This is a genomic window from Acidithiobacillus sulfurivorans, from assembly GCF_018853815.1.
Lineage (GTDB): Bacteria > Pseudomonadota > Gammaproteobacteria > Acidithiobacillales > Acidithiobacillaceae > Acidithiobacillus > Acidithiobacillus sulfurivorans.
Map to the genome: position 1 here is coordinate 1 of NZ_JAAOMP010000140.1, position 19,731 is coordinate 19,731.

At 54.7% G+C, this 19,731-nt stretch carries 17 protein-coding genes, 1 tRNA gene and 1 pseudogene; 5 read left to right on the forward strand and 14 right to left on the reverse strand.

Translation table 11 applies throughout. From position 1 onward, the window contains the following. Positions 1 to 105: 105 nt before the first annotated feature. The 9 genes from HAP95_RS13005 to HAP95_RS13045 form a co-directional block, all read right to left on the reverse strand. Positions 106 to 182 (reverse strand) — tRNA-Met (locus HAP95_RS13005). A 150-nt stretch (positions 183 to 332) separates the two neighbouring features. Then, positions 333 to 1,379 (reverse strand): L,D-transpeptidase family protein, encoded by a 1,047-nt coding sequence (locus tag HAP95_RS13010; protein ID WP_215884596.1) that lies wholly within the window; start codon positions 1,377 to 1,379, stop codon positions 333 to 335. Beyond that, the gene (locus HAP95_RS13015; protein WP_215884597.1) at positions 1,369 to 1,608 is read right to left on the reverse strand and encodes a Rho-binding antiterminator; all 240 of its coding nucleotides are present in this window, start codon (positions 1,606 to 1,608) and stop codon (positions 1,369 to 1,371) included. Before HAP95_RS13015 ends, HAP95_RS13010 begins: the two co-directional genes overlap by 11 nt. A gap of 6 nt (positions 1,609 to 1,614) precedes the next feature. After that, entirely contained in the window at positions 1,615 to 2,880 is a 1,266-nt protein-coding gene (gene serS, locus HAP95_RS13020; protein WP_215884598.1) for a serine--tRNA ligase, read from the reverse strand. Next, entirely contained in the window at positions 2,873 to 4,198 is a 1,326-nt protein-coding gene (locus HAP95_RS13025) for a replication-associated recombination protein A (RefSeq protein ID WP_215884599.1), read from the reverse strand. Before HAP95_RS13025 ends, serS begins: the two co-directional genes overlap by 8 nt. Before the next feature lie 26 nt (positions 4,199 to 4,224). Next, a complete protein-coding gene (locus HAP95_RS13030; protein ID WP_215884600.1) occupies positions 4,225 to 5,280 on the reverse strand; it encodes an OmpP1/FadL family transporter in 1,056 nt (351 codons plus the stop codon). An 18-nt stretch (positions 5,281 to 5,298) separates the two neighbouring features. Then, positions 5,299 to 5,973, reverse strand: coding sequence for an outer membrane lipoprotein periplasmic chaperone LolA (gene lolA, locus HAP95_RS13035; RefSeq protein WP_215884601.1), 675 nt, complete (start codon positions 5,971 to 5,973; stop codon positions 5,299 to 5,301). Further along, positions 5,945 to 8,275, reverse strand: coding sequence for a DNA translocase FtsK (locus HAP95_RS13040; protein WP_226832774.1), 2,331 nt, complete (start codon positions 8,273 to 8,275; stop codon positions 5,945 to 5,947). Before HAP95_RS13040 ends, lolA begins: the two co-directional genes overlap by 29 nt. A 103-nt stretch (positions 8,276 to 8,378) precedes the next feature. Beyond that, positions 8,379 to 9,806, reverse strand: a complete 1,428-nt coding sequence (locus HAP95_RS13045) for an APC family permease (protein ID WP_215884602.1) — start codon at positions 9,804 to 9,806, stop codon at positions 8,379 to 8,381. A gap of 210 nt (positions 9,807 to 10,016) precedes the next feature. Between HAP95_RS13045 and arsH the strand changes: the two genes are divergently transcribed. From arsH to HAP95_RS13060, 3 genes are all read left to right on the forward strand, one after another. After that, positions 10,017 to 10,730, forward strand: a complete 714-nt coding sequence (gene arsH, locus HAP95_RS13050) for an arsenical resistance protein ArsH (protein WP_215884603.1) — start codon at positions 10,017 to 10,019, stop codon at positions 10,728 to 10,730. Positions 10,731 to 10,903: 173 nt separating this feature from the next. Continuing rightward, positions 10,904 to 11,872 carry a thioredoxin-disulfide reductase gene (gene trxB / locus HAP95_RS13055; RefSeq protein WP_215884604.1) on the forward strand — a complete coding sequence of 323 codons (969 nt, stop codon included), beginning with the start codon at positions 10,904 to 10,906 and terminating at the stop codon, positions 11,870 to 11,872. Between the two features lie 3 nt (positions 11,873 to 11,875). Then, positions 11,876 to 12,472 carry a Smr/MutS family protein gene (locus tag HAP95_RS13060; RefSeq protein WP_215884605.1) on the forward strand — a complete coding sequence of 199 codons (597 nt, stop codon included), beginning with the start codon at positions 11,876 to 11,878 and terminating at the stop codon, positions 12,470 to 12,472. Here the strand turns inward: HAP95_RS13060 and HAP95_RS13065 are convergent. The 5 genes from HAP95_RS13065 to ispD all read right to left on the reverse strand — a co-directional run bounded on the left by HAP95_RS13065 (position 12,460) and on the right by ispD (position 15,497). Then, the gene (locus tag HAP95_RS13065) at positions 12,460 to 12,666 is read right to left on the reverse strand and encodes a CopZ family metallochaperone (RefSeq protein ID WP_215884606.1); all 207 of its coding nucleotides are present in this window, start codon (positions 12,664 to 12,666) and stop codon (positions 12,460 to 12,462) included. The genes HAP95_RS13060 and HAP95_RS13065 overlap by 13 nt on opposite strands. A 9-nt stretch (positions 12,667 to 12,675) precedes the next feature. Then, positions 12,676 to 13,155, reverse strand: a complete 480-nt coding sequence (locus HAP95_RS13070; RefSeq protein WP_215884607.1) for a heavy metal-responsive transcriptional regulator — start codon at positions 13,153 to 13,155, stop codon at positions 12,676 to 12,678. 68 nt (positions 13,156 to 13,223) lie between these two features. Then, positions 13,224 to 14,312: a tRNA pseudouridine(13) synthase TruD gene (truD, locus tag HAP95_RS13075; protein WP_215884608.1), complete on the reverse strand. Its 1,089-nt coding sequence runs from the start codon at positions 14,310 to 14,312 to the stop codon at positions 13,224 to 13,226. Further along, complete coding sequence (ispF, locus tag HAP95_RS13080) at positions 14,305 to 14,784, reverse strand: 2-C-methyl-D-erythritol 2,4-cyclodiphosphate synthase (protein WP_215884609.1); 480 nt, start codon at positions 14,782 to 14,784, stop codon at positions 14,305 to 14,307. Before ispF ends, truD begins: the two co-directional genes overlap by 8 nt. Beyond that, positions 14,784 to 15,497, reverse strand: coding sequence for a 2-C-methyl-D-erythritol 4-phosphate cytidylyltransferase (gene ispD / locus HAP95_RS13085; RefSeq protein WP_215884610.1), 714 nt, complete (start codon positions 15,495 to 15,497; stop codon positions 14,784 to 14,786). The genes ispF and ispD overlap by 1 nt, the downstream gene beginning before the upstream one ends. 139 nt (positions 15,498 to 15,636) lie before the next feature. Between ispD and mfd the strand changes: the two genes are divergently transcribed. After that, positions 15,637 to 19,086, forward strand: coding sequence for a transcription-repair coupling factor (gene mfd / locus HAP95_RS13090; RefSeq protein WP_215884611.1), 3,450 nt, complete (start codon positions 15,637 to 15,639; stop codon positions 19,084 to 19,086). Next, positions 19,083 to 19,731 (forward strand): annotated as a pseudogene (locus HAP95_RS13095) (phosphoserine phosphatase SerB); the annotation flags it as partial. The gene mfd and the pseudogene HAP95_RS13095, both read left to right, overlap by 4 nt.

Genomic DNA, 19,731 nt, shown 5'->3' on the forward strand with positions numbered 1-19,731 from the left:
CTTCTGCCATGTCCAGAACGTCTAAACGCCCTAAACACAGCTTGGGCCTAAACCCCACACATCTCCACTCGGCTTTTAAAGAACGAAACTGCATACTGCGAATCTTGGTAGCGGGGGTAGGATTTGAACCTACGACCTTCGGGTTATGAGCCCGACGAGCTGCCAAGCTGCTCCACCCCGCAACAGGGTCGACAATCATACTGGGTAAGTTATTTTACTGTCAATACCTAGATGCTTTGTCGCTCTCTTTCAGGACCGTTGCCCCGTCGAGAGAGCGCACTATACATGCGGGTCTGGGGGTGTGCAAGCACTTTTTTTGAATGTTTTGCTCTTCACTTTTTCGGCGTATTTCCAATGGTTACCGGTGCTGGTGGCGGCGTGGCGGTATTAGCATTGTCGCCATAGGGGGCAAAATCATAGGGTTGCGCGCTTAACTGGTTGGCCACCGTCTGCAGGTCAGGCGTATTGATATTGATGGCTACGGGAACGGTATTGGGTTTCTGCACCAGATTGATGACACGCTGCCAGTTGATGGTCCAGCCCTGATGCTGACTGCTATTGAATGCGGTAATGGCATCCACGGCACGCTGCTGGTTATTTCCGCCCTTATGGTAGGCCTCAACCGGTTCAAAGCTTTGCAAGTACATGTTTCCGTTACCATTGCTACCCACAACGTAGGGCTGATCGATGGTTCTGACCGGGGTGCCGACCTTGACCATCTTGAATAACTGCACTTCGTTTTCAGGATACACATGAAAACAACCATGACTGACACGCATCCCTACACCCCAGGGCTTGTTGGTCCCGTGGATGAATATTTGCGGCCAACCGGTTTCCAGGGCCAGCTCGCCCATTGGATTATCGGGGCCTGCCGGAAAAAACGCCGGGATGGGTTCTCCTGCTTTGGCATGCTCTTCCTGGATATTTTTCGGGACTGTCCAGGTCGGGTTTTTCACCTTGGCGATGATTTTTGTGCTCCCCACGGGGTCCGGCCAGTTGGGTCGGAATATACCTACCGGAATGGTGTACACCACATTCTGACCTGCGGGAAAATAAAACAGGCGGCGGGCCGGTATATTGATAATAATGCCCTGCCAGGGCTTGGGCGGCAGGACATATTCAGTCGGCACCAGCACCCGGGTTCCAGCACCGGGCAACCAGGGATCCACCCCCGGATTGGCCGCCCGGATTTCGTTATAACCTACGTCGTAATGGCGGGCGATGTCGAGCAGGGTGTCCTGATGACGTGCGAGAACTACCTGCAGCTGTCCGACCATATTGCTCCCGGCTGGAGGGAGAGGAAATTCGGCTGAAAAGGCGCACGTTGCATCCAGCAGCACAGCGCCACACAGAATAAAACGAATGAGATTAATGTTCATGACAAGAGGATTCCTGAAGATGATCGATGAGGGTGAGATCAATAATTTGTTCTTGATGAGTACGCCGCAGTTTGAGCCACTCGCGGCCGTCAGCCGTCCAGACATCCAGAATCTGCCCTGCTAGCTGACTGCCATCGCGCATTTGCAGGACTACAGATTTATGTTGCAAGACTGCCAGCTCCAGAGTGCTGTGCAAGGCACAGCTAACAGGCACATAGGTGTCGCGCATCGATTTTTATGCTCTGAGTATTTCCATGCCGCCCAGATAGGGGCGCAGGGCTTCGGGAATGTGCACACTCCCATCGGCCTGTTGATGATTTTCAAGCAAGGCCACCAGGGTCCGGCCAATGGCGAGACCAGAACCATTGAGGGTATGCGCCAACTGCGGCTTACCATCCTCGCCACGATACCGGAGCTGCAGGCGACGGGCCTGAAAGCTTTCAAAGTTACTGCAGGAACTGATTTCCCGATATTGACTTTGGCCCGGCAACCACACTTCGAGGTCATAAGTCCGGGCAGCACTAAAACCCATATCTCCCGCACAAAGAGCCATTACCCGGTAAGGCAGCTCCAGTAATTGCAATACTTTTTCGGCATGCCCTGTGAGCTCTTCCAGAGCGGTAGCAGAATCTTGGGGGCGGACAACCTGCACCAGCTCTACCTTGTCAAATTGATGCTGGCGAATCATGCCTCGGGTATCGCGCCCATAAGCGCCCGCCTCACGTCGGAAACAGGGCGTATAGGCACAAAAACGCTGAGGAAGCGTGTTGACGATTTCACCGCGCAACAAGTTGGTCAGGGGTACTTCGGCAGTCGGTATCAGGTAATAGGGATCATCGCGCAGAGCAAAAAGATCTTCTTCAAACTTGGGTAATTGTCCGGTGCCGAACAGGGATTCGGCGTTCGCCAAAAAAGGCGGGGCTATTTCCGTGTAGGCATGGGCAGTGACGTGCAGGTCCAGCATAAATTGGGTCAAAGCCCTTTCCAGTCGGGCACCCAGGCCACGTAACACGACAAAACGGGCTCCGGCCAGGCGCACCCCTGCTGCAAAATCGAGAATACCCAAAGCCTCACCCAGGTCCACATGATCTTTGGGCGTAAATGAAAATTCGCGAGGCGTTCCCCAATGCCTTACCGGCACGTTATCGGCTTCATCACGTCCATCAGGGACGGTGGCCTGGGGAATATTGGGCAAGCTGCTGACCAGCGCCTCCCATTGCTGCAGCACGATTTCCAGAGACTGCTCCAGGGCCTTGATGGTTTCTCCATACTGCCCCGCCGTATTTTGCATCTCCGTGGTATCCAACCCTTGCCGACGCGCCTGCGCAATTTCACGAGAAGCCTCATTGCGTGCGTTGCGCTGCTCTTCCATCTGAATTTGCAACGATTTTCGCTGTTGATCCAGGGCGGTCAAGGCAGACACATCGAGCTTGAAATGACGGCGGGCCAGTCCAGCAGCAACAGCTTCCGGTTCATTGCGCAGCAAATTAGGGTCAAGCATTCGGGGTTTTCTCTTGGGTAGTTAAACGATGGGTGCGAATCCAGCGCAGGCGCTCCTGAATACGCGTTTCCAGGCCACGTTCGCTGGGATCATAAAAACGGGTTCCGATCAGCCTTGCCGGAAAATATTCCTGATTGGGTGCAATAGCATCCGGATAGTCGTGATCGTATTGATATTCTTTACCGTAATCCAGTGTTTTGAGTAATTTGGTCGGGGCATTGCGCAAATGCAGGGGGACCTCCTGGCTGCTGCCCGCTTTCACCAGTGCCTGAGCCTTGTTCCATGCCGTGTAAACCCGATTACTTTTGGGACTGCTGGCCAGGTAAACCGTCACCTGGGCCAGAGCCAGTTCACCCTCGGGACTACCCAGAAACTGATAGGCGTCCCTGGCTGCCAAAGCCATTTCCAGCGCCCGGGGATCGGCGAGACCAACGTCTTCTGAGGCCATCCTGACCAAGCGCCGGGCCAGATAGAGGGGATCGGCACCTCCGTCCAGCATTCTAGCCAGCCAATAGAGAGCAGCGTCGGGATCAGAGCCCCGCAGGGATTTATGAAAAGCAGAGATTTCGTCGTAAAAAGCCTCACCACCCTTGTCAAAACGGCGCCAGCTTTGCCCGGTTGCGGCAATCAGCACCCGGGCCGTGATCTTGACGTTATCCTCATGCCGCTCGGCAAGTTGCACGGCCAGATCCAGCAAATTAAGAAGCCGTCGGGCATCCCCGTCTGCAGCCTGCAGCAAGCCCTGTCGCAATTCCGGCGGAAAATCAATGGAGATTCCGCCCAGGCCCTGGATTTCATCACTCAGCGCCCGCTCCAGAATACGCGCCAGATCGGCGTCATCCAGAACCTTGAGCACATAAACCCGTGCTCTGGAAAGCAGCGCGTTGACGAGGGCGAAACTGGGATTTTCAGTCGTGGCCCCAATCAGGATGATAACGCCTTCTTCCACATAGGGAAGCAGGGCATCTTGCTGAGTTTTGTTAAAGCGATGGATTTCGTCAATAAAAAGAACGGTGTCTTGCCCTTGATTCCGGGACTGCTCAGCACTGCTGATGGCGGCGCGGATTTCCTTGACGCCACTGTTGACCGCCGAAAGAATTTGAAACTGACACCCTACTGAGCGCGCCAACAATTGGGCAAGGGTGGTTTTACCAGTACCTGGTGGGCCCCATAAAATCATGGAATGGAGATGCCGGGAGCGCAACATGGCACGCAGTGGCCCGTTATCGCCTAAAAGATGCTTTTGACCGACATAATCTTCCAGGCTCCGGGGTCGCAGTCGCGCCGCCAGAGGCCGGAGATCATGCGGGGTACTCAAGCAAGAAGCTCCGTTGCTGCCCTGACTCAAAAATTCCGGGAAATAGCTGCACCAAAATTAAAGGTACTGGTTTTGTATGTGCTCACATAGGAATCAGCATAGGAAGTCGTATTACCGGAAAGCGCATAGGAAGCGCCGAGATCGTACTGCCAATGTCCCAGACCAATACCCAATCCGAAGGACAGCAAATTACTGCTGGGTGCTGGTGCGGCGGCCTGAATACTGCTGCCATCCGTGGGGCTGTCTTCATGGGCGAGACCACCACGCAGGGCCAGATACTGACTGAAGTGGTAGCTTAAACCCAAACGATAGGCAAGCGCCGATTTCCAGCCAAGATTACCATATCCCGGCAAGCGGGTATTACTCCAGTCATTCCAGTCTACATCCAGTTCCGTAGCAAAAGCTGGCGTAAAGCGGTACCGTACACCGGCCTGAAGGCGGCTGGGCAGACTGATGTCTCCTCCCAAATTGGCAGTTGAGCGATAACTCAAACCGGCATTAAAAGTTTCGGTGGTGTAAAACAAGCCAACATTACCACCCACACCGCCGCCGTTACCTGATTTTTCAGGGAAATGGGCGCTCAGACTTTGATAATAATCCACACCCGCACCAATGCTTAAATTGGGCAGGATCATATAGGCCACACCGGGATTGATGTCGATGATGCGCAGATCATTTTTTTCGGGGGTGATCTGTGATGTTCCAAAAGTCCCTGCTGGCCAGGTTGCATTAATGCCGTAAGGAGAGGTAATACCCAAGCCAAGCGCCAAAGGCAGGTCGTTGAAGCGGTGGGTTACAAACAAATTCGGCATAATCAGGAGATTATTAGTGGCGCCCTCGCCATCTCTTTTATAGCTGGGTTCTGATGCCACCACGTCCAGACTGGCGCGAGTCCCTGGGAAAAACACCATATCTGCTGGATTAACCGCAAAACTGCTGACGGGGCCAGCATCGGCTACCGTGGCTCCCGCTTCGGAAAGTCCCACCACCGATGTGGGCACCGCAAATCCTGATGCCTGGGCCTGCACGCTGACGAAAACTCCCAAGGCAAGCAGGGTCAAAGCAATTTTGGCATTATGCATGAACGACTCCAGAAAAATTTATTGCGAAAGAACATCTACTCCGGCCGGAGTCGTAAACTGGAACTCATGGCCCGGAATGGCATGATTAATTTCTACGTGCGCGAAATGCAGGACAGTCTCCTGCTGAAAGGCATCTTCCATACGCATTTCCTTCAGGATTCCTGCGGCATCAAAACCCAGACGCAACGCAGTAAAACCCTGGTCCTGACCATTTTTAGGACGCAACAACAACCAGTGAAGCTGGTTTTTGACACCCAGATCGCTGATGTTGAAATGCTGACTCAGGTCATCATTTCCGGCAATCAAGGCAGCGGGAGTGGATCCCAGCGCCTTGCCCAAAGGTTGAACCGTTACCTGTTGCAGGGCGGGCTCATACAACCAGACCTTCAGCCCGTTGGAAACTATGGTCTGTCCATTGGCGCCACTATAATCCCAACGAAATTTACCGGGACGGGAAATCCACAAGGTACCGCTGGCTTTTTTGACAATCTGACCATTATGGTTGGCCACTTCCTGGCTGAATTGCGCGGTAATGGTGTGCGTACTCTGAAAAAAATGATGCAATATATCCAGACCGGAAGCGGCATTCGCCCAGGCACTCCAGCCCAGCAAACAGGCCGCGCCCAGCATTTGCAAATAGCGTGAAAGACTACGCCGCTTTGATTCAATCACGACCTGGTGGTGCTGCTGCATAAATTTCTCTGCTCCCGTTACTTTGCAAAGGGCCAACAACACCCACTCTTTCCATTTCTTCGATCATGCGTGCGGCGCGATTATAGCCTACCTTCAGTTGGCGCTGCACGTATGAAATACTGGCCTTGCGACTGGTGGTGACAATAGCCACTGCCTGATCGTAAAGGGGATCAGCATCTTCACCTCCGCCACCATTGAGATCCTCCCCATCTATACTTTCACCACCCTGTAAAATGCGCTCATCATATTGAGGTGCGCCCAACTGGCGTAAGGATTCCACTACGCGATGAACTTCGTCATCACTCACAAAGGCGCCGTGCACGCGCTGTGGATAGCCGGAACCCGGCGGCAGATACAGCATATCGCCCTGGCCCAGCAGGGTTTCTGCACCCATCTGATCAAGAATGGTACGTGAGTCAATACGGGAAGAAACCTGAAAGGCAATACGGGTTGGGACATTGGCCTTGATCAGGCCGGTGATGACATCTACAGAAGGACGCTGGGTAGCCATAATCAGGTGCAATCCTGCCGCTCTGGCTTTTTGGGCGAGCCGGGTAATCAGGGTTTCCACCTGCTTGCCGACCACCATCATCAAATCTGCAAACTCATCGATAATCACTACAATAGCTGACAACTTGCTCAAACTGATAGGTTCGCCATCCAGATCCTTATCGGGACCCGGCAGAGGATGTCCTGCGCTCAGGGCTTCCTGCACTTTTTGATTATATCCGGCAAGATTTCGCACCCCGACAAAAGCCATCAGCTTGTAACGTCTTTCCATTTCGGCCACACACCAGCGCAGCGCGTTGGCCGCCTCTTTCATATCGGTGACCACCGGCGCCAACAGATGGGGAATACCCTCGTAAATGGACAATTCCAGCATTTTGGGATCAACCATGATAAGACGTACCTCTTCAGCAGTCGCTTTGAAGAGGATACTGAGAATCATGGCGTTGACACCCACCGATTTCCCCGCACCGGTAGTGCCAGCAACCAAAAGATGCGGCATTTTGGCGAGGTCAGCCGAAACAGGCTGGCCACCAATATCCTGCCCCAGAGCCAAAGTCAGGAAACTTTTACTGTGGCTAAAACCGGAGCTGGAGAGAACTTCAGAAAGTCTTACCGTGCGTCGCTTGGGGTTAGGCACCTCAATGCCCATGGTCGCCTTACCCGGAATCGCTTCCACTACCCGTACCCGGGCCGCCAACACCCGCGAGAGATCCTTGCTGAGCCCGGCCACCTGGCTTACCTTGACGCCCGGAGCGGGCTCAATTTCAAAACGGGTAATTACTGGGCCAGGATTGGCAGCGACTACCGAGGCCTGGACACCAAAATCCGCCATTTTCTCTTCCAGCATGCGTGACTGCTGGGCCAGTGTTTCTGGATCCAGTTGTCCCGTGGGATCCATAGGATCTGCCGGGTCCAGCAGTGCCAGGTCGGGGAGACCATCAGCCCGAGGCGGGCCAACCGGTGCTGGTAGCGGCATCTGCCGGGTATTTTTAGGTGCTGATGAGGCAGTCATTGGACGCGGTTTTTTCGCCGCAAAAAAACCGGGGGCTTTCTCAACAGCCGGTTTTGCTTTTTCCGGAATAGCTGCCGGAATCGGCGCTGAAACCCTGGTTTGCGACTGGTCTGGCTGCCGCCGCGAGAATCGGGGCAGCTGCAAACGTGCGAACAAGTTCAGGCCACTCAGCCGGTTCAATTCCTGCTGGAATTTCGTCAGCATTTCCCGTGGTCCAAGGCCCGTCAGCAAAAACAGGCCGAAGACAAATACCGCAAAAAACAGCAATGCACTTCCACCGGAACCAATGAGAGGCTGAAACAACTGAGCAATTTCCTGGCCCACAATACCACCGGCAAGGGTTCCTGTGACCGACCACCAGGCAGGTGGCCAAACTATCGCCAAGAATGTCATCAAGCCCAGGAAAATGGCCAGCCCCCCCACCGGGGCAAGGCGTCGGCCGGGTCGTTGGCGAAACCAGTGATTCCAGAGCTGCGCGACCCACCCGAACAACGCCAGAGGGAGCAACCAGGCCGACATCCCCAACAACTGCACCAGAAACTCTGCCAGATAAGACCCGGCCTCTCCTCCCCAATTTTGTACAGCCTCGCCTTTACCACTGTTGAACCAGCTGGGATCTGCGGGAGAAAAACTCAGCAGGGACATGGTCATGAATAGGGCGAGTGCCAGCATGACCAGTAACAGGGCTTCACGGCGCCAAGGTTTTCCGGGCATGGCTCTGGATGGCCCGGCCGGGGTCGGTCGGGTGGTTCGGGAAGCATTACGGGCAGCAGAACTCATGTTCGCAAGCTAAACGAGGCATACGCCAGTGTCAAGCTTCAGGAGCATAAGAAACACTTACAAATGGCGCTGTTAGCGCCTCATAATAAAGCATTCGGAGAACTCATTGCGGGTCACGAATAGTACCCAGATGGTGCCGATGATCGGGATGAATACGACCATGAATCCGGAACACATAGGCCAGAACCAAAAGAGTAAAACCCAGCCAGGCTGCCAACGACCAATCCAGTGGATAGGCCAGCGGGACAATGGATTCATATAACACCCACCAGAACAGACCAGTGGCCACGACCGGCAGGAGAAAATGATAGAACAGACGCGTGCTGGTTCCTTCGTGATCCGCATGGGCCAGACGCATCAAGGACACATTCATCAAGGTATGTGCGGTGACCAGACCGAACAGGACTGCCGTGGTCAGAACATTAAAACCATTATTGGCCCCAAATACGGCGACGGCCAGCACCGCAACAACAATGGTCAGTCCGGTAATGACCGAAATGCTGCGTTGCGGAGCCTGGGTACTGCTGACCTGGGCAAAGCGTTCGGAAATCAGCGCATCGCGACCAATGGCAAATAGTACCCGGGAAGAGCTGTTCAGCAAGGCAAGACTATCGGCCATGGCACTATTAATGGCGAGAATAACCAGCGCTATGCCACCGACCGGGCCAAGATAACGCAGGAATACCGTCACACCAGGCGCGTCGGCATTGGCAAAACTCGCCATATCGGCGGGGCCCCAGCCAACGGTCAAGGCGTAGGCAGAAAGCACCAGCGCTGCGCCCACCAGGGTCAAAGACAGTAATGCCGCCTTGCCGATGAGCCTGCCACGCTGGGTTCGGGGTCCGCGCACTTCCTCGCCAAGGGGCGTGTGGCTGCCTATCCCGATAAAACTGGTGATGGCGAAAATCATACCCATGGCCACGCCTTTGAAACCATCTGTCGGAATACTAAACGGGGCCAGAGGATGCACGGGTGCCGCTTTGACAATAATAATCATGGACGCCACTACCAGAAACGCTACTTCCACAAAACTGGTAATGGCCACCACGCGAATACTGGGGCGAATCCCGGAAAGACTGAGTAACCACGGAATACCAATGAAAAACACAATAGATACCAACCAGAACCAGACAGGTAAGGGATAACCCAGACTTTTCGCCAGCCCCGGCAGAAACACCCCGCCCACATAAACCGGAATAGCGGCAACACTGAGCAACTGGTAGAACACCACCATGAAACCGGTAAGCAAGGCAGGTCTGGCTCCCAGACCCGCCGCCACATAAGCGTAGTATCCGCCTGCTGAAGCACGATGCTTACTGAGGTGATAAATAGTGTTCATTTCGATGAACATGAGCGCAAAAGCCCAGAGATAGGACAGGGGTAGAGCCACCAGTGCAAAGGCCGCACCCGCCGTCATGAAGGCTACCACATCACAGGTGGGCGCCATACCGGAGATGCTCTGGCTGATCAGCCCCCAGAGACTGACCACATCCTCTTGCAGGGTTTCGGGAGCGGCGGATGCTTTTTCCATAACTGACAACCTTTCTATTTGCAACTTTGTTGCATTATTACCAAGCACAAACCTTACTGTCAACTATGCAATTGCTGGACACCAAAAACCATCAGAACAAATCCGCGAATAATACTTGTAGTATTGACAAATAGCCGGTACTCATCAACACTGCTTACAAAATGTGTAGGCATTTATCATTTGCCGAGCCGTTCATCATGGAGAACTGTTGTGTCTGATGATCTTCCCAACATCACCGAGAGCCTGCTGCAGCAACCGGATACAAACCGTCTGACCGGTACTGCGGCCACTCAACATCCGCCTCGTATATTGCTGCTCTATGGCTCCAATCGGGAAAAATCCTACAGTCGGCTGCTGACCCTGGAAGCAGAGCGACTATTACGCCATTTTGGGGCGGACACGCGGGTATTTCATCCCAGTGGCTTACCGCTGCCCGATGATGCGCCCGCAACCCATCCCAAAGTCATTGAGTTGCGGGAACTGGTAGAATGGTCGGAAGGGCAGGTTTGGTGTTCACCCGAACGGCATGGCGCAATGACCGGAGTATTCAAGTCACAAATCGACTGGATTCCGCTGAACTCCGGAGCAGTAAGACCGAGCCAGGGGAAAACTCTGGCGTTGCTGCAGGTTTGCGGAGGCTCACAATCCTTTAACACCGTTAATCAGATGCGGATTTTGGGGCGCTGGATGCGCATGATCACCATACCGAATCAGTCCTCGATTCCCAAAGCCTTTCTGGAGTTCGATGAGGCAGGGCGCATGAAACCCTCTGCCTACTATGACCGGGTGGTGGATGTGATGGAAGAATTGATGAAATTCACCTTACTGACGCGAGGACAAAGTGATTACCTGACAGACCGGTATTCCGAACGCAAAGAATCTGCTGAGGAGTTATCGCGAAGAGTGAATCAGAAAGCAATATAAAGCATGAAAACGCCCTCTGCGCAGCAGGCATAACCGGTCAACAAACAATACCCAAAACGGCCCGCAATCGACAACAAAGTGGCGGGATAAATTCACCCTGCATTTGTTACAGGCCTTCCCGGTTGATGTTAAACTGAATCCACACCCTGACTGATGGACTGATGAGGAACCCGATGAGCGACTCCAAAAGTATCATTGATAGCAAACACGCCCGATTAATGATTCTGGGCTCCGGCCCCGGTGGCTACACGGCTGCCATTTACGCGGCGCGGGCCAATCTCCAACCCCTACTCGTGCAAGGGATGGAGCCTGGTGGTCAATTAATGACAACGACCGATGTAGACAACTGGCCTGGTGCTGCAGAGGGCATCATGGGTCCGGAACTCATGCAGGAACTGGAAAAACAGGCACGGCGCTTTGATACGGAAATGGTGTTTGATCATATTCATAAGGCCGACCTGAGCCAGCGACCCTTCCAACTCAGTGGGGATCAACACAATTACACCTGTGATGCCCTGATTCTGGCGACGGGGGCCTCTGCCAAATATCTGGGTCTGCCCAGCGAGGAAAAATTTCGTGGCAAAGGCGTTTCAGCTTGCGCCACCTGCGACGGCTTTTTCTATCGTAATCAGGATGTCGCCGTCATCGGTGGTGGGAATACGGCCGTCGAAGAAGCGCTTTATCTGAGCAATATTGCCAAGCATGTCACGGTAGTCCATCGTCGTAATAAGTTTCGTGCCGAAAAAATCCTGCAGGACAAGCTTATGGCCAAGGAAAACGTGACCATCATCTGGGATCATGCCGTAGATGAAGTACTGGGCGACCAGTCGGGCGTCACCGGGCTGCGGATCAAGCATGTAGAAAACGGCAATACCCAGGATTTAGCGTTGATGGGGGTATTTATTGCTATTGGCCATAAACCCAATACCGACATTTTCAAGGGACAACTGGAAATGGATGCGGGCGGATATTTGATTACCCGTGCCGGGCGCGAGGGAATGGCCACGGCGACCAGTATTGAAGGCGTTTTTGCCGCTGGTGATGTCCAGGATTATGTGTACCGGCAAGCGGTCACCAGTGCCGGAACGGGCTGCATGGCGGCTCTGGATGCAGAACGCTGGCTGGAGCAACAGGAGGATTGAAGCATGAGACGGCGGCGACCACCCAAGACAACACCGGTATCGCTCGCCGTCCATCCTGCTGAAAAGGCTTGCTTTGAAGAAGCCATGGCAGATGTCAAACGCTTTCCAGCGCCGCCTATCCCCGCACGACCCAGCCCCCCAGCACCTTTGCCCTTGCAACGGCAAAAAGACGAACTGGCCGTGCGGACGGCGCTCAGTCGCACATTGAATAGCGACGAAATCCTGGAAGCAGGAGATGAATGGCTCTATTTGCAGCAGGGGCAATCTCCTGCTCTCCTCAGGGATTTACGCAAAGGGCGTTTCCGGATCCAGTCCAGGCTGGATTTACATGGTTGCACGGTTGAAGAAGCCCGACTCGAACTGGCGGCCTTTTTACACGAAGCCCAGCAGTGGCGCTGGAATTGCGTGTGCATTGTGCATGGCAAAGGGTTGGGGTCTCCAGGACGCATACCCGTTCTGAAAAGACTGATAGGTGGCTGGCTGATGAAGCATCAGGAAGTGCTGGCTTTCACTCAGGCCCGCCCCGGAGAAGGAGGGGGCGGGGCCTTGCAGGTACTACTCGGATGGCGCCGCCACCAACATCGTAATTATCGGGCTTGAGCCGTGTAACCTTCGCTTTCAATGGCCTGAACTAAAGCCTCAACGTCCAGCGAGTCCCCTTCCACCGTAGCGTTGTTACTGTCGAGATGCACTGCCACCGCCTGCACTCCGGGTACCTCCCGAAGTGCTTTTTCAACTGCAGCCACGCAGTGCTTGCAGGTCATCCCCTGAACAGACAATTCAATCTGAGCCATATGCTTAACTCAACGCTGGGCCACACTACGAGAAGCCGGCTGATCCCGACTCACATCCCAGCGCCGGCGAACAGCCATGTCTCCTTCCGCCTCGGACAAGGAGGCCAGAATAGGGCAATTGTCTACTGAACCATGTCCAGGGCAACGCTCTGCCTGGATAGCCAAGGCGGAACGCATTCTCTGCAGATCTGCGATTTTGAAATCAATCTCTGCAATTTTCTGTTCTGTCAGCGCCTTCACATCGCCCATATCATTTTCGGCGCTGCTACTGATGTCCAGCAATTCTTTCACCTCTGCCAAGGAAAACCCCAGATTCTGGGCACGGCGGATAAAGCGCAGACGCGACTCGGCGTGACTATCATAAAGACGATAATTGGATTGGGTACGCTGCACCGGCTGAATCAAGCCGATACGCTCGTAGTAACGCAACGTTTCTGCAGCCAGCCCGGCTTCACGGGCCAAGCGACCTATTGTCACGGGTGTATCCATCTTGTCTCCCTCCTTATATTGACTGAATTTTTACGCTCCACGCGTATAGTGTCCTCATTCTAAAGCATCTAGTCAACACAAAGGTCAAGCCTATCGGCGCGAACTTGCTCATGGCCCAGTAATGCTTCAATACAACTGGTTGCAAATACACCCGCAGGCAGCGAAAACTCCAGAATCAGGGTGCTGGAATCCTGCCAGTGGTATTGCAGCGAATCCGGACGCGCGCGCAGGGCGCGACGGGCAGCATCCACGTCCTGCGCGGCCAATTGTTGTGGCCAATGACGGATATTACCCAAAATCTCTGACTCCTCGGGCAAGGCATCCAGGGCCTGTTTTTCTACGAGGGCAGCCTGATTTTCAGGAGATAGCCCGCCCCGGCCCGGCAGAGGTCCGCTGGGGTGCACATCCCACTCTGCAGCACGCTGCTGCAGGCTCTCCTGCTCATTGTCCTGGGCCAGAAAAATGCTGTGCGAACCGTTTAATTGCACAATTTCTCCCGCCAAGAGGACATTCCAGTTATTTTGGCGTACCCGCTCCGCCAGCACCTGATTAAAAAGTGCAGAGCGCGCCGCTGACAGCAGCAGGCCACGCTGATGACGATCCATTTTGCGCGCTGTACCGGACAACAGGCGACTGGCCTCCTGCAAATTACGGTGCCCAAAGCGTTGTGCTCCAAAATAATTGGGGAAGCCCGTTTTTTGCAAATGCTGCAAACGCGTCTCCCACAAAGCTGGTTCGCCCTGACAATGTCGCAAAACCAGGCGAAAATGATTTCCTTTCAACACTCCCCTACGGAGCTTGCGGTCATGACGGGTCATCTCCAGAAAATGGAGATTTTCACTTTCCAGGCTCTGCCAATCCGGCGTTGTTCCGGCTTGTACCGGCACGGAAAAACTCTGTCGGGTAATGGCATGCCGGTCTTTCATTCCCGCATACCCCACATCACGCACGGGGATGCTGGCCAGTTGTGCCAGCCGTTTTGCTACTTCCTGGGTATTCAGTCCGCGCTTTTCAATGAAAAACCAGTAATGCGAACCCGTACCGGAAGGCGTAAAAGGCAACATTTCCGTAACCTGAAAATCCTCTTCCGTCGATTTGAGTTCGGCTTCCAGCAGGACATCCACATGCGGATAAATGCGTGGGAATAATTCAGACATGTTGAATCAAGGTCACGGCGTGGGCAGCGATTCCTTCACCCCGACCGGTATAACCCAGCTGCTCAGTCGTCGTCGCCTTGACGTTGACCGCATCCTCAGAAACCTGCAGATCTTCGGCAAGGTGCGCGCGCATTTGCGGTATATGGCTCGCGAGCTTGGGTCGCTGACAAACAATGGTGGCGTCCACATTCCCGACCGAAAAGCCCTTTTCCTGAATCAAAGCATGACAATGTCGGAGCAAAAGACGGGAATCGGCACCGGCAAAACGTGCATCCGTGTCGGGAAAATGGCGACCAATATCTCCCAATGCTGCGGCACCCAGCAAGGCGTCACAAATGGCATGCAGCAAGACGTCCGCATCGGAGTGCCCGGCCAGACCCCGCTCATAGGGAATCTTGACCCCTCCGAGTATCAACAAGCGCCCGGGAACCAGAGCATGTACATCAAAACCATGACCAATACGCAGCTGCATTATTTCTCCTCGTCACGGGCCGCCAGAATGGCTGCGGCCAAAGCTAAATCATCTCCCAAGGTAATCTTGATATTATCCCCATGCCCCTGAATCAGACGCGGACGCCAACCCTGAAGCTCCATCGCCGAAGCTTCATCGGTAATGGGCATTGCGGCACCCTGCGCAGATTGCAGGGCTGCAAGCAATGCTGCCAGGGGGAAAGCCTGGGGCGTTAAAGCCCGCCATAGCCCTTCCCGATCCACCGTACCCAGGGAAAGACCATCTTTTTCGCGCTTAAGGGTGTCGGCAACCGGAATTCCCAGCAATGCCCCCTGCGGTGATTCTCTCAGACTATCCAGCAAATTGCCCAGGTCTTCGGCGCGCAAACAGGGTCGTGCAGCATCATGTACCAGCACCCAGTCCGTATCGGCAGCACCGGCTTTCCGCAAGGCCTCCAAACCGAGTCGCACGGAATCAGCACGTTGCTTCCCGCCTTTTACAGGGGCCAAAGGCAACTCCAAATCCTCACCCAACAATTCCCGCCAGGCTCCGGTTTCCAGGTCCTCACCCGGCAACACCAACTGCACTCCGGAGATCCGCTTTTCGTGCAGAAAAATGTTCAGGGTATGCGCAAGAACAGGCTGCCCGCGCAGCAAAACATATTGTTTAGCCTGGGTTCCACCAAAACGTTGGCCCCGCCCTCCGGCTGGAATAATGACCCAGATCCGCTCCATCAATTTTCCTCAACCTATGGGATTCAGACGCAGTATCCGCAGTCTATCCAGCAGGCGCAAGCGTTTCAGCTTTTGCAGTTTGGGCACGAGCACCTTACACTAGGCTCCCTGAATTTGCTGATATGATATCCCGGATATTTTGGACTTTCCTCTCGCTTTGGGCCCTGTCCCCCGTGCAGGTAATGCACGCAGTTTCAGCCATATTTTCGGGGCTGCCGATTGCTGGCTGGCAGCCGAAATGCTCCGCAAATGGCAAAAACCTCTGCTGGTGCTCCTGCCCAATCCTCGTGATCTGGAAGAATGGCAGCGCGAGTGGTCATTTTTTGCGCCGGATCTGGATGCGCCCCTGATTTTCCCGGATCGGGAAATTCTGCCGTATGATCGTCTGGCACCTCCGGCCGATGCGACCGCCACCCGTCTCGCGACATTGGCGGCCTTACCCAATTGGCGCGGGCTGTGTCTGGCCCCTCTGGCGGCCGCTCTACAACGTCTTCCGCCCAGAAGTTTTCTTGATCAACACGCCTTTGTGCTGGCCGTTGGAGACACCCTCCAGCCCGAGCGCTTTCGGCAACGCCTGATTGATGCGGGCTACCGCAATGTCAGCGAAGTTTCTGAACCTGGGGAGCTCGCCTGGCGCGGCGGCATTATTGACTTGTTTCCCAGTGGTAGCCCACTGCCCTACCGAATTGAGTTATTTGACACCCAGGTAGAGAGCATCCGGGCATTTGATCCGGAAACCCAGCGGACTCTGGAGAAAGTATCCAGGGTCTCCCTGCTGCCTGCGCGCGAAATTCCTGTGGATGCGGCAGCACTGAATGAATTCCGCAGCCAGTTTCGGGCAAAATTCAGTGGTGACCCGCAACGTGCCGAAGTCTATCGAGCGGCAAGTCGCGGACAGGTTCCCCAGGGAGCAGAGCATTACCTACCTCTGTTTTTCCCGGAAAGCAGCCATCTACTTACCCATTTCCCTCCGGACGGGATCATTTTCATGCCCCCCGGTCTGGAAAGCGCCAGCCAGCAGATTCGCCACGACTGGCAGGAACGCCATGAAGAGCGGGCATACGACACCAGTTATCCGATTTTGCCACCAGACGCACTTATTTTGACGCCTGCCGAATGGGAAACAGCACTCCAGAGTCGTGCACAGGTGCATGGCGAAGCAGAAGGCCCCGGTGAAAGCCTACCCTGCGGACCACTACCAGCCCTGCAGGGAAACAGCGAAACACCCCTGTCAGCATTGGAAACTTTTCTGCGTCACCTCCCCCAGCAGGGCCGCGCCCTGATTGCTGCAGAATCTCCGGGCCGTCAGGAAGCACTGTCTGAGCGCCTGAACAAAGCGGGTTTAAGTGCCACCCGCCTGAAAAACTGGCCGGATTTTCTCCAGTCCACAGAAAAAATTGCCATTACCGTAGCCCCCTTGGAGCGCGGTCTGCTGCTGAAAGAGAAAAATCTGGTCCAGCTTGCACTCATCTCGGAAGCGCAGATTTTCGGGGACCGGGTATTTGCACAAAGACGAAGTGCGCAGGTCCGCCAACGTCATGTGGAAGGCATGGTCCGCGATCTGGGCGAACTGCAGCCCGGCGATGCGGTCACCCACGAAGAATATGGCATTGGACGTTTTCAGGGAATGAGCACGCCTTTTGCCGCCCAAGGCGACGTCAACGAGTACGTGGTACTGGAATATGCCCAGGGAGATTTGGTGTATGTCCCGGCAGATCATCTGGATCGCATCGCCCGTTACGTGGGAAACGGAGCCGTCGAACCCGTTCTATCCCGCCTGGGCAGCCCGCATTGGGATAAGGCAAAAACCAGAGCGCGGGAAAAAGCCATTGATGCCGCCAGTGAGCTGCTGGACATATACGCCAGACGAGCGGCCCGTCAGGGCCGTGCTTTTGCAGCTCCGGATGAGGCTTATTGGGACTTTGTTTCCCGTTTCCCCTTTGAAGAAACGCCCGATCAACAACAAGCCATTGATGCCGTCATTGCCGACATGATCAGCCCGCATCCCATGGATCGTCTGGTTTGTGGTGATGTGGGGTTCGGCAAAACCGAAGTGGCGTTGCGGGCAGCTTTTCTGGCCGCCCATGGCGGGGCACAGGTCGTGGTTCTGGTACCCACTACTTTGCTGGCTCAGCAGCACTATGAAAACTTTCAAAACCGCTTTGCCGGAATGCCTTTGCGAATCGAGGTTCTGTCCCGTTTTCAGAAGGCCAAAACCCACAAGGAAATCCTGGCAGCCACCCAAGCCGGAGACGTCCGGATTCTGATCGGAACCCATCGCCTGCTCCAGAAAGATGTGGCTTTTAAAGATCTCGGCCTGCTGATTCTGGACGAAGAGCACCGCTTTGGTGTGCGTCAAAAAGAGCAGATCAAGGCCCTGCGTGCCGAAGTGGATATTCTCACCCTGACGGCTACGCCTATTCCCCGCACCCTGAATCTGTCCCTGGCCGGACTGCGGGATTTATCCATCATCGCCACCCCACCCCAGCGTCGGCAACCAGTGCGTACTTTTGTGCAGATCTGGGAAGACGCTGTGGTCGTCGAAGCCTGTCAGCGCGAATTACATCGGGGCGGACAAATTTATTTTCTGCACAATGAAGTGCGGGATATCGAACGCATGGCCAGTAACCTCAAGCGTCTGCTTCCCGAGGCCCGGCTCCGGGTCGCCCACGGGCAAATGCCTGAAGGCGAACTGGAGGCGGTCATGCTGGATTTTTATCATCAACGCTTCGATATTCTGCTCAGCACCACGATTATCGAATCCGGCATCGACAATCCCCACGCCAATACCATACTCATCAATCGCGCCGATAAATTTGGCCTCGCGCAACTCCACCAGCTCCGGGGCCGGGTGGGACGCTCCCATCAACGGGCCTATGCGTATCTGTTTACCCCCGATGTGCGCGCCATGAGTGATGATGCCCGGCGCCGCCTGGATGCCATTCAATCTCTGGAAGATCTGGGGGTCGGTTTTGCCCTGGCCAGTCATGATCTGGAAATTCGTGGAGCCGGTGAACTCCTGGGCGAAGAGCAAAGCGGGCACATGGATGAAGTGGGTTTCACGCTCTTTATGGAATGGCTCAACGACGCAGTTGCCGCTATCCGTGCGGGCAAGGACCCCCGCAGCCTGGCCGAACAACGCGCCAGCGGGCCGGAAATTCATCTCAATACGGCGGCACTGATTCCCGACGATTATCTGCCCGACGTGCACTTACGTTTGCAACTATACAAGCGCCTCAGCGATGTCCGCAGTGATTCCGCTATCGGTGAAATTATGGTGGAAATGATCGATCGATTCGGGCCGTTGCCAGACCCGACTAAAACCTTGCTGTGCCAGACCCAGCTCCGCCTCCTGGCCAGTCAAATTGGTATTGATCAGATTGACGCCGGACCTTCCGGAGCACGCCTGCAATTCGCCGTGGAAAATCAGGTATCCCCGGAAAAAATCATTACGCTTATTCAGCGTCCGCACAGTGTCTATCATCTGGATGGTGGTCAACGCCTCAGAATTCGTCAGGATTTACCCGACGGTGAGGCACGCTGCCAAAAAATCATTCAACTCATTGAACCATTAAGGAATAATGTATGAGCGGCACGCGCCTTGCCATATTGAGTCCCGCCGGACGTGGCCCCATGACTTTACCCTCCAGCATGGGACAATTTGTTCATCGTACGGAAAGCCATCAGGAAGTGTGGGGATGCTGGCTACAAAGCTGGAATTTACCGGTTGCCGTCAGCGCAATTGCGCCGTTTCTGGATGAATTATCGCGGCAGGCCTTGCATCAGGAAAGAGAAGTTTTCTGGTCCCCCATGCCCAGTGTAGACAGCGTCTCCCGTATGGTTTTGCGCGGTACTGTGCAACCCGAGGCGCTGCGCCGGGCATTGACGACCCTGCATCTTCAGAACAGCATGCCTGGCCGCATACTCCATGCCCAGGGCGATAGTCTGGCCATTGCCATTCACGGTCCTCAAGGTCCGGTTCCTGCCGCCAATCGTGCCTTGGCTGACGCTCTGGAAGGCATCCAGCTTGATCTGGCCATAACACCACTTTGGGAAGCTGGTCACTTTAAGCTGTTGTTGACCGACATGGACTCCACCTTAATCAGCATTGAATGTATTGATGAAATGGCGGATCACCTGGGTCTCAAGCGGCAGGTTGCCGCCATTACCGAACGCTCCATGGCGGGTGAACTGGACTTTCAGACCTCCCTGCGCGAGCGCGTGCGCTTGCTTC

Excerpts from the sequence above, each read along its gene's own strand:
- ispD (WP_215884610.1), bottom strand. The coding sequence starts at position 15,497 with ATGGAGCGGATCTGGGTCATTATTCCAGCCGGAGGGCGGGGCCAACGT.
- trxB (WP_215884604.1), top strand. The coding sequence starts at position 10,904 with ATGAGCGACTCCAAAAGTATCATTGATAGCAAACACGCCCGATTAATG.
- HAP95_RS13010 (WP_215884596.1), bottom strand. The coding sequence starts at position 1,379 with ATGAACATTAATCTCATTCGTTTTATTCTGTGTGGCGCTGTGCTGCTG.
- HAP95_RS13070 (WP_215884607.1), bottom strand. The coding sequence starts at position 13,155 with ATGGATACACCCGTGACAATAGGTCGCTTGGCCCGTGAAGCCGGGCTG.
- truD (WP_215884608.1), bottom strand. The coding sequence starts at position 14,312 with ATGTCTGAATTATTCCCACGCATTTATCCGCATGTGGATGTCCTGCTG.
- ispF (WP_215884609.1), bottom strand. The coding sequence starts at position 14,784 with ATGCAGCTGCGTATTGGTCATGGTTTTGATGTACATGCTCTGGTTCCC.
- lolA (WP_215884601.1), bottom strand. The coding sequence starts at position 5,973 with ATGCAGCAGCACCACCAGGTCGTGATTGAATCAAAGCGGCGTAGTCTT.
- HAP95_RS13045 (WP_215884602.1), bottom strand. The coding sequence starts at position 9,806 with ATGGAAAAAGCATCCGCCGCTCCCGAAACCCTGCAAGAGGATGTGGTC.
- HAP95_RS13040 (WP_226832774.1), bottom strand. The coding sequence starts at position 8,275 with ATGAGTTCTGCTGCCCGTAATGCTTCCCGAACCACCCGACCGACCCCG.
- HAP95_RS13065 (WP_215884606.1), bottom strand. The coding sequence starts at position 12,666 with ATGGCTCAGATTGAATTGTCTGTTCAGGGGATGACCTGCAAGCACTGC.
- HAP95_RS13030 (WP_215884600.1), bottom strand. The coding sequence starts at position 5,280 with ATGCATAATGCCAAAATTGCTTTGACCCTGCTTGCCTTGGGAGTTTTC.
- HAP95_RS13015 (WP_215884597.1), bottom strand. The coding sequence starts at position 1,608 with ATGCGCGACACCTATGTGCCTGTTAGCTGTGCCTTGCACAGCACTCTG.
- HAP95_RS13060 (WP_215884605.1), top strand. The coding sequence starts at position 11,876 with ATGAGACGGCGGCGACCACCCAAGACAACACCGGTATCGCTCGCCGTC.
- serS (WP_215884598.1), bottom strand. The coding sequence starts at position 2,880 with ATGCTTGACCCTAATTTGCTGCGCAATGAACCGGAAGCTGTTGCTGCT.